The sequence below is a fragment of the Limimaricola litoreus genome, from assembly GCF_024159025.1.
Taxonomy (GTDB): domain Bacteria; phylum Pseudomonadota; class Alphaproteobacteria; order Rhodobacterales; family Rhodobacteraceae; genus Limimaricola; species Limimaricola litoreus.
Genome location: NZ_JAMYXC010000121.1, coordinates 1 through 8,356, shown reverse-complemented (window position 1 = coordinate 8,356; position 8,356 = coordinate 1). Strand labels below are relative to the sequence as shown.

The following is an 8,356-nucleotide window of genomic DNA, read 5'->3' as shown; positions in this document are numbered from 1 at the left end:
GAGGACGGGCAGGCTCGGTGCCGCGGCGACGAGACCCATGCCGGTGCAGGCGAGCGCGGCACCGATCAGCACCGGGACGCGTGCGCCGTGGCGGGCGGTCAGCGGCCCCGCGGCCAGCACCGTGAGCAGATAGGCGAGAAAGGCGCCCCCGGCGATGAGACCGGCCATCCCCGAGCCCAGACCGAAGGCCTCGCGGAACTGCGGCAGGAACAGCCCGAAGCCCATCCGGGCGGGGCCGTAGGTCACCGCGGTCGCCCCGAATCCGGCCATAATGATCTGCCTGCCGGTCATGCCTGGGGTCCGTGCGGTATCGCGCGCTCCGAGGCGGAACGTGGCGCGCCGGGGAGGGTTCCCGATGTTCGATCACGACCCTTGCGGTATTCAGACCCGATCATGTTTTGATCACGCCAGGATCATAATAATTCGTCTCTTTCCCGCCGCTGGTTCCCTTCTAGGTGGTGCGGGGATGAGACATGCCCGACCGTATCAAAGAGAAAACCGGCCTGAAGCGGTTGCAGCGTCATGACGCGGCATGCCGGAACGGCCTTCGTGAAGTCTCCTTTGCGAAGACATCCGTTCGCCGGTTTCCTTCGGTGGATGCCCCCTCTGGCTGCCTTCCTGCTTCTTTCAGGCTGCGGCGTCGAAACATTCCTCGACCCACAGGGGCCGGTGGCCGCGCAGCAGCGAACGCATTTCTGGCTGGTCACGGCCTTGATGGCGCTGGTCGTCCTGCCTGTGCTGACGCTGACGCCATGGCTGATCTGGCGCTACCGGGATCGGGGCGGCGCGGATTACGAGCCCAGATGGGCGTTTTCGCGGGCATGGGAAGTCGCCTTGTGGGGCGGCCCGGCGCTGGTGGTGGCGGTGCTCGCGGCATTGCTGTGGATCAACGCGACGCGGCTCGACCCCTATGCGCCGCTCGTCTCGGACGCCGATCCGTTGCGGGTGCAGGCCGTGGGATACGACTGGAAGTGGCTGTTCCTCTATCCCGACCTCGGCATCGCCAGCGTCGACCTGCTGGCCTTTCCGGCGGCGCGGCCGCTGGAGATCGAACTCACCTCGGCGACGGTGATGCAGTCGTTCTTCGTCCCCGCACTCGGCAGTCAGATCTATGCCATGGGCGGCATGTCGACATGGCTGCATCTCGGGGCGGATGCGCCGGGGCGGTTCGGTGGCGAGAACTCGCAATACAACGGCAAAGGTTTTCACATGCAGAAGTTCGAGGCCGTCGCGATGGATGATGAGGCGTTCGAGGCTTGGGCGCGACATGCGGCGACGGCACCGGCCCTCGATGCGGCGGCACTGGAGGCCCTGGGCCGGGAGGGCGTGGCCTCCGATCTGGCGCGCGCGCTGGACCGTCAGGGGGGCGAGATCCTGTTCGGCGGCCTGCCGGACGATCTCTTCGCGCGGGTGATGTCCGAAACCGCCAAGGCTCCGATGGCCGCGCATGACAGGGCGGACGGGCAATGACCCTCTCCGGGTTTCTCGATGCCGCGCTGGGGCGGCTCGACTGGAACGCCCTGCCGTTCTGGGAAATGGTGGCGCATCCGAGTGCGTCGAGCATCATCAACGGCCTCATCGCCAGCGGCGCGGCGGGGGTCATGGTGCTGGGGGCGCTGGTCACCGTCTGGGCGCTGACCCGCTACAGCCTCTGGGGCGCCCTCTGGCGCGACTGGCTGACCAGCCTCGATCACAAGAAGATCGGCATCATGTATATCGCGCTCGCCTTCGTCATGCTGGCGCGGGCGCTGGCCGAGGCGTCGGTGATGCGCACCCAGCAGGCGGTGGGTCTGGGGGGCGGTTTTCTCAGCCCCGAGCATTTCGGCCAGCTGTTTTCGACCCATGGCACGATCATGATCTTCTTCATGGCGATGCCGTTCCTGACCGGGGTCATCAACTTCGTCATGCCGTTGCAGATCGGCGCGCGCGACGTCGCCTTTCCGCTCCTGAACTCCGTCAGCCTCGCGCTCACCGCGGCGGGCGCGGCGCTCGTCATGGCGTCGCTCCTGCTCACGCCGTTCTCGATCGGCGGCTGGAGCGGCTATCCGCCCTTTACCGAGACCGGCTACAGCCCCGATGTCGGGCCCGATTACTGGATCTGGGCGGTGACGCTGTCCTCGCTGGGCACGACGCTGGCGGGGATGAACTTCGCGGTGACGATCTACAAGAAACGCGCGCCGGGCATGACGATGTTCCGGATGCCGCTGTTTTGCTGGACCGCGCTGTGCGTGTCGATCCTGATGATCTTCGCGATGCCGCCGCTGACGCTGGCGACCTCGATGCTGGCGCTCGACCGCTATCTGGACTTTCACTTCTTCACCAATACCGGCGGCGGCGATCCGATGCTTTACGCCAACATGTTCTGGCTGTTCGGGCATCCGGAGGTCTATATCCTGATCCTGCCCGCTTTCGGTGTCTATTCCGAGGTGATCTCGACCCTCTCGGGCAAGAAGCTTTATGGCTACACCTCGCTGGCGCTGGCCACGATCTGCATCGCGGTGCTGTCCTTCACCGTCTGGGTGCATCACTTCTTCACCATGGGGCAGTCGGCCTCGCTCAACGCGGTCTTCGGCATCGCGACGATGCTGATCGGCATCCCCACCGGCGTGAAGGTCTATGACTGGATGCTGACGCTCTACCGGGGCCGGGTGCGACTGGGCGTGCCGATGATCTATGCCGCGGGCTTCCTGATGCTGTTCGTCATCGGCGGGGCCACCGGCATCGTGCTGGCCAATCCGAGCCTCGACTACGTCACCCACAACACGCTCTTTCTCGTCGCGCATTTCCACAACATGCTGATCCCGGGCCTGCTCTTTGGCATGCTTGCGGCCTATGCCTTCTGGTTTCCCAAGGCCTTCGGCTTCCGGCTCGAGGAGAAATGGGGCCGCCGCGCCGCCGTCTCGTGGATCGCGGGCTTCATCCTCGCCTTCTTCCCGCTCTACGGCTTGGGGCTTTTGGGCATGCCGCGCCGGACGGTGGCTTTCTTCGAGCCGGCCTATCTTCCCTTCACGCTCGTCGCCCTTGCCGGGGCGGGGCTGGTCCTGTTCGCCTTCGGCTGCCTCGTCGCACAGCTCGTCGTCTCGATCCGCGAGCGCGAGCGCCGTCGGGTGCCGGCGGGCGATCCGTGGGACGGGCGCAGCCTCGAATGGTCGATCCCGGCCCCCGCGCCGGAGTGGAACTTTGCCGTGCTGCCCAAGGTGGAGACGCGCGATCCCTTCACCGAGGCCAAGGAGCAAGGGCGCGCCTACCGCTCGCCCGAAGACTACGAGGACATCGGGATGCCCAGGAACAGCGCCGTCGGCCCCATCGTTGGTGTCGCGGGCTTCGCCTGTGCCTTCGGCCTCGTGTGGTACATGTGGTGGCTGGCCAGCTTGGGGGCGCTGCTGGGCTTGGGCGCGATGCTGGCGCGCGGCTTCGTGCGCGACACGGTGCGGGTCATTCCGGCGGCGGAGGTCCGCAAGGCGCATGAAGGCTGGCTCGCCATGGTGCATGCCACGCCGCGCATCCCCCGGCACGAGGAGAACACGCCCGCCAATCTGGGCCACGCGATCCCGGCCTCGCAGGAGGAGCAGTGATGAACACCGAAACCGGTCGGCACCCCGGCCTCAACCTCGGCAGCGGCCATGCCGAGGCGCATGGCGAAGCCGAAGCGCTGGTCTTCGGCTTCTGGGTCTTCATGATGAGCGATCTCGTGACCTTCGGCCTGTTGCTCGCCACCTATGTGACGATGCTCGACAACCTCGCCGGCGGGCCGGGGCCGAAGGATCTGTTCGAGCTGAAGCCCGTGTTCATCGAGACCCTCGTGCTGCTGACCTCGAGCCTGACCTACGGCATGGCGATCCTGTCGTTGAAGCACGACCCGGGACGCCGCGTGCAACCCGTTCTGGCCTGGCTCGGCCTGACGCTGGTGCTCGGGCTGGCCTTCGTCGCGATGGAAGCGAAGGATCTGCACGCGCTGCTGGCCAAGGGCGGCGCGCCGCAGCGCAGCGGTTTTCTCTCGGCCTTCTGGGCATTGGTGCCGCTGCACGCCCTGCATGTTACCGCCGCCGCGCTCTGGCTCATGGCGATCGTGGCGCAGGTCTGGCGTTTCGGTCTCGACACGCCGGTCAAGACGGCGCTGCTGCGCCTTGGCGTGTTGTGGCATTTCCTCGACGTGGTCTGGATCGCCATCATCTCGGTCGTCTTTCTGGGAGGTCTGGCATGAGCGCCCCTGTCGAGACCGAGGACGAGACCGGCACGCCGGACGGCACGCCGCAGCAGGAGCTGCGCTCCTACCTGTGGGGCTACGGGCTGTCGCTGCTGTTGACGCTGCCGGTGTTCGGGGCGGTCGCGTGGGACTGGCTGCCGCGCGCCGCGCTGTGGTGGGCGATCGGGGCGGCGGCGGTGGCACAGGTGGCGGTGCAGTTCCGGTTCTTTTTGCACATCCGGCTCAAGGGGCAGGCGAAGGAGGACCTGCAGCTCGTCCTCTTCACCGCGCTGATCCTCGCCATGATGGGCGGCGGCACGATCTGGATCCTGCACAACCTCGATGGCCGGATGGGCGGGCCCTGAGAGGAACGCCATCGGAGGCAGGATCAGGGAGGACGACCGATCCGCCCCATGCCGTCTGGAAGCCTCCGGCCGCTTCGCTTCCCGGCGGGCGGCTGTTGGCCCGCGAGGATCGGCGGAGGCCGGAACCCCGGGGATCGCGGCCTCGTTTCGATAGTGCCGGCCATCATTGAGGGAGACCTGCCATGGCTTCGCGTCCCGTCTGGAAAGGCCAGCTGCGCCTGTCGCTCGTGGCGATCCCGGTGGAGCTGCATTCGGCCCGCGATCGCGGCTCCAAGACCTCGTTTCGGCAGATCCACAAGCCGTCGGGCAAGCCCGTGAGCTATCAGAAGGTGGTGGAGGGGCTCGGCCCAATCGACACGGCCGAGATCGTGAAGGGGTTTCAGACCGCCAAGAACGAATACGTGCTGATCGAGCCGGAGGAGGTCGAGGAGATCCGCCTCGAGACCAAGAAGACGCTGGAGATGGTACAGTTCGTCGAACAGGGCGAGATCGCGCCGCTTTACTACGACGCGCCCTATTACGTGGTGCCCGTCGATGAGCTGGCGCAGGACGCCTACCGCGTTGTCCGCGACGCGCTGCGCGAGACGCGCAAGGTGGGGCTCGGGCAGCTCACCATGCGCGGGCGCGAGTATCTCTGCGCGATCCGGCCCTGCGGCGACGGGCTGCTGCTCGAGACGCTGCGCTACGAGGACGAGATCCGCAAGGCGGAGCCGCTGTTTGCGCAGATCGAGGACGACCCGGCGGACAAGGAGCTGCTCAAGGTCGCCACGCAGCTGATCGAAAGCAAGTCCGCGCCCTTCGACGCCTCGGCCTACGAGGATCATTACGCGCAGGCGCTCAAGGAGCTGGTGGCGCGCAAGGCCCGTTCGAAGAAAGCGCCGCGCGCCCGGCCCGGCGCAGACAAGCCCGAGGTGGAGACCGACGCCAAGGGCAATGTCGTCGATCTCATGGCGGCGCTGAAAAAGAGCCTTGCGGCGGACAAGAAATCCGGCGGCAGGAAAGCCTCGCCGCGCAAGAAAGCCTCGTAAGGAGGATGAGCCATGGCTCGCTTGGAGGAGTACGAGGCCAAGCGCGATTTTCGCTCCACGCCGGAGCCGCGCGGTGCCGCGCGCGGCAAGGGCGGCAAGCTGTCCTTCGTGGTGCAAAAGCACGACGCCACGCGGCTGCATTACGATTTCCGCCTGGAACACGACGGCGCGCTCTGGTCCTGGGCGGTGACGCGCGGCCCCTCGGACGACCCCGGCGAAAAGCGGCTGGCCGTGCGCACCGAGGATCATCCGCTGGATTATGCCGGGTTCGAAGGGGTGATCCCCGAAGGGCAATACGGGGCCGGATCGGTGATGCTGTGGGACCGGGGCGACTGGGAGCCGCAGGACGATGATCCCGCCGCGGCCCTCAAGGCCGGCAAGCTGAAGGTCCGGCTGCACGGCGAACGGATGCGCGGCGGCTGGACATTGGTGCGGATGAAGCCCTGCAAAAGCGGCGGCGCGCGCGAGAACTGGCTCTTGATCAAGGAGCGCGACGGGGATGCGACGGACGATCCCGACGGGCTGACCCGCCGGCACGACCGCTCCGTCGAGAGCGGCAGGCGGATGGAAGAGATCGCCGAGGGCGCTGCGGACCGCAAGGGGCGCAAGGCGCGCAAGCGCAAGATGCCGGAACCGGTTCGGCCACAACTCGCCACGTTGCGCGACAGCGCGCCAAAGGGGGAGGAGTGGTGGCAGGAGCCGAAATTCGACGGCTATCGCTGCCTTCTTGCGATCGGTGCCGACGGCGTCGTTGCCTGGAGCCGGGGCGGCCATGACTGGAGCGACCGCTTCGCCCCGCTGATCGGCCCGGCCGGGGCGCTGGAGTGCGACGCGGCGCTGATTGACGGCGAGGTGACCGCCGGGGGCGGCGGCGGCGATTTCTCGACCCTGCAAAAGGCCCTGTCGACTGGCGGGCCGCTCACCTTCCATGCCTTCGACCTGCTGCATCTCGACGGGCAGGACATGACCGCCCGACCGCTTCGCGACCGCCGCGCGGCGCTGGAAAAGCTGCTCGAGGATCAGCCCGAGGATGGGGCGATCCGGCTCTCGCCCTATATCGAGGGAGCGGCGGAGCAGGTGCTGACCCATCTGTGCGGTGCAGGGGCCGAGGGTATCATCAGCAAGCGTGCCGATGCGCCCTATCGTTCGGGGCGCTCGACCGACTGGATCAAGGTGAAATGCGTCCAAGGGGCCGAGTTCGTGATCGGCGGCTGGTTGCCTTCGGACAAACGCGGGCGCCCCTTTGCCTCGCTGCTGCTCGGCAGCTTCGAGGACGAACGGCTGGTCTACCGGGGCCGCGTCGGCACCGGTTTCGACGCTGCTGCGATGCGCATGCTTGCCGAGAGGCTCGACCCGCTCGCCTGCAAGACCCCGGCTTTCGACGATGCCCCGCGCGCTGTAGCCAAGCATGCGCGCTGGGTCACGCCGGAGCTGGTGGCCCAAGTGCGTTACGCCGAATTCACGGCCCAGGGCCAGATCCGCCACGGCATCTTCGAAGGCCTGCGCGAGGACAAGGAGGCGCAGGAGGTGAGCGCGGCGCAGGAGCTGGCCGCCCTTCCCGCGCAGGACGCCGGGGAGGTGGAGTATCGCGGGATCCGTATCTCCAGCGCCGACAGGGCGGTCTATCCGAAGCCCGCGCTTACCAAGGGCGGCATCGCCCGCCATTACGACCGTGTCGCGGAGCGGATGCTGGAGCACGCGGCGGACAGGCCAGTGGCCCTCGTTCGGATGCCATCCGGCCTCGACGGGCCGCGCTTCTTCCAGCGCCATCTTGGCAAGGGGTTCCCGGAGGCTGTGCGGTCGGTCAGCGTGACCGGGGCCGATGGCGGCACGGTCGAATACATCACCCTGCCGGACCCGGCCGCCCTTTTGGGCAGCGTGCAGATGGGAACGCTCGAGGTGCATATCCACGGCGCGCGCAACGACCGGCTCGACCGCCCCGACCGGCTGGTTTTCGATCTCGACCCGGACGAGGATCTGCCCTTCGCGGCGGTGCGCAAGGCGGCGCACGAGATCGGCGCGCTGATGGAGCGCTTCGGCCTTGCCTGTGCGCCGATGGTCACCGGCGGCAAGGGTGTGCATGTCGTCGTGCCGCTGCGCCGGACGGCCGGGTGGGAAACCCTGCGCGGCTTTGCGGAAGGCGTGGCGCGCGGCTTTAAGCGGCGCGCGCCGGAGCGCTATACCGCCAGCGCGTCCAAGTCGAACCGCGAGGGGCGCATCTTCGTGGACTGGCTCAGGAACGGGATCGCCGCGACGGCGGTGTCACCCTATTCGCTGCGCGCCCGGCCCGGCGCTTCCGTGGCGCTTCCCGTCGATTGGGACGAACTCGCCAAGCTCGATCGCGCGGATGGTTTCGGGGTCGAGGAGGCCGCGCAGCGGGCGGGCCGAAGCTGCCCCTTGTTGGAGGCGAGCGCCGGGGCACCCGGCCTGTCCCTCTCGGTGTTCGACGCCATGGAGGACTGGTTGGAGGAGCGCGACTGAAGCGCCCTCCTCAGAGCGCAAGCGCGGCGCTTCGTGATGGAAGCCGGTGCCGAGAGCCCTGTGGGACGGGGGCGATGCCGCATTCGGGGGCTTGCTCCCTGCCTGCCCATGCCTCGGCCCGGGATTGCCGGCAGTGGAACCTCGCTCGCGTTCTGCCGTTCGGTCGCATGACCCCGCAAGCAGATCGCGACACGCCGAGGCGAGGGAGGACATCTCATCATGACCTACAGGACCTTTGAGGACGACCGCGCGATGCACCGCGCCCGGCGCGACCGGCGCGCGCCCTATCCCGGCGG

The 8,356-nt window shown here is 67.8% G+C and carries 6 protein-coding genes and 1 pseudogene; 6 read left to right on the top strand and 1 reads right to left on the bottom strand.

Annotated features, from left to right (window positions below):
• Positions 1 to 291: pseudogene (locus NHG85_RS07980) on the bottom strand (MFS transporter); the annotation flags it as partial.
• A gap of 306 nt (positions 292 to 597) precedes the next feature.
• Here NHG85_RS07980 and NHG85_RS07975 point away from each other — a divergent pair.
• The 6 genes from NHG85_RS07975 to ligD all read left to right on the top strand — a co-directional run bounded on the left by NHG85_RS07975 (position 598) and on the right by ligD (position 8,060).
• Complete coding sequence (locus NHG85_RS07975; protein WP_253331365.1) at positions 598 to 1,470, top strand: cytochrome ubiquinol oxidase subunit II family protein; 873 nt, start codon at positions 598 to 600, stop codon at positions 1,468 to 1,470.
• Positions 1,467 to 3,575, top strand: a complete 2,109-nt coding sequence (locus NHG85_RS07970; RefSeq protein WP_253331364.1) for a cbb3-type cytochrome c oxidase subunit I — start codon at positions 1,467 to 1,469, stop codon at positions 3,573 to 3,575. Before NHG85_RS07975 ends, NHG85_RS07970 begins: the two co-directional genes overlap by 4 nt.
• A complete protein-coding gene (locus tag NHG85_RS07965; protein ID WP_253331363.1) occupies positions 3,575 to 4,204 on the top strand; it encodes a cytochrome c oxidase subunit 3 in 630 nt (209 codons plus the stop codon). The genes NHG85_RS07970 and NHG85_RS07965 overlap by 1 nt, the downstream gene beginning before the upstream one ends.
• The gene (locus tag NHG85_RS07960; protein ID WP_253331362.1) at positions 4,201 to 4,551 is read left to right on the top strand and encodes a cytochrome o ubiquinol oxidase subunit IV; all 351 of its coding nucleotides are present in this window, start codon (positions 4,201 to 4,203) and stop codon (positions 4,549 to 4,551) included. The genes NHG85_RS07965 and NHG85_RS07960 overlap by 4 nt, the downstream gene beginning before the upstream one ends.
• A 182-nt stretch (positions 4,552 to 4,733) precedes the next feature.
• Entirely contained in the window at positions 4,734 to 5,579 is an 846-nt protein-coding gene (gene ku, locus NHG85_RS07955) for a non-homologous end joining protein Ku (RefSeq protein ID WP_253331361.1), read from the top strand.
• 12 nt (positions 5,580 to 5,591) lie between these two features.
• Positions 5,592 to 8,060: a DNA ligase D gene (gene ligD, locus NHG85_RS07950; protein WP_253331360.1), complete on the top strand. Its 2,469-nt coding sequence runs from the start codon at positions 5,592 to 5,594 to the stop codon at positions 8,058 to 8,060.
• Positions 8,061 to 8,356: the final 296 nt, after the last annotated feature.

Bases quoted from the DNA above. Each gene is read 5' to 3' on its own strand.
- NHG85_RS07965 (WP_253331363.1), top strand. From the start codon at position 3,575: ATGAACACCGAAACCGGTCGGCACCCCGGCCTCAACCTCGGCAGCGGC.
- ku (WP_253331361.1), top strand. From the start codon at position 4,734: ATGGCTTCGCGTCCCGTCTGGAAAGGCCAGCTGCGCCTGTCGCTCGTG.
- ligD (WP_253331360.1), top strand. From the start codon at position 5,592: ATGGCTCGCTTGGAGGAGTACGAGGCCAAGCGCGATTTTCGCTCCACG.
- NHG85_RS07970 (WP_253331364.1), top strand. From the start codon at position 1,467: ATGACCCTCTCCGGGTTTCTCGATGCCGCGCTGGGGCGGCTCGACTGG.
- NHG85_RS07960 (WP_253331362.1), top strand. From the start codon at position 4,201: ATGAGCGCCCCTGTCGAGACCGAGGACGAGACCGGCACGCCGGACGGC.
- NHG85_RS07975 (WP_253331365.1), top strand. From the start codon at position 598: ATGCCCCCTCTGGCTGCCTTCCTGCTTCTTTCAGGCTGCGGCGTCGAA.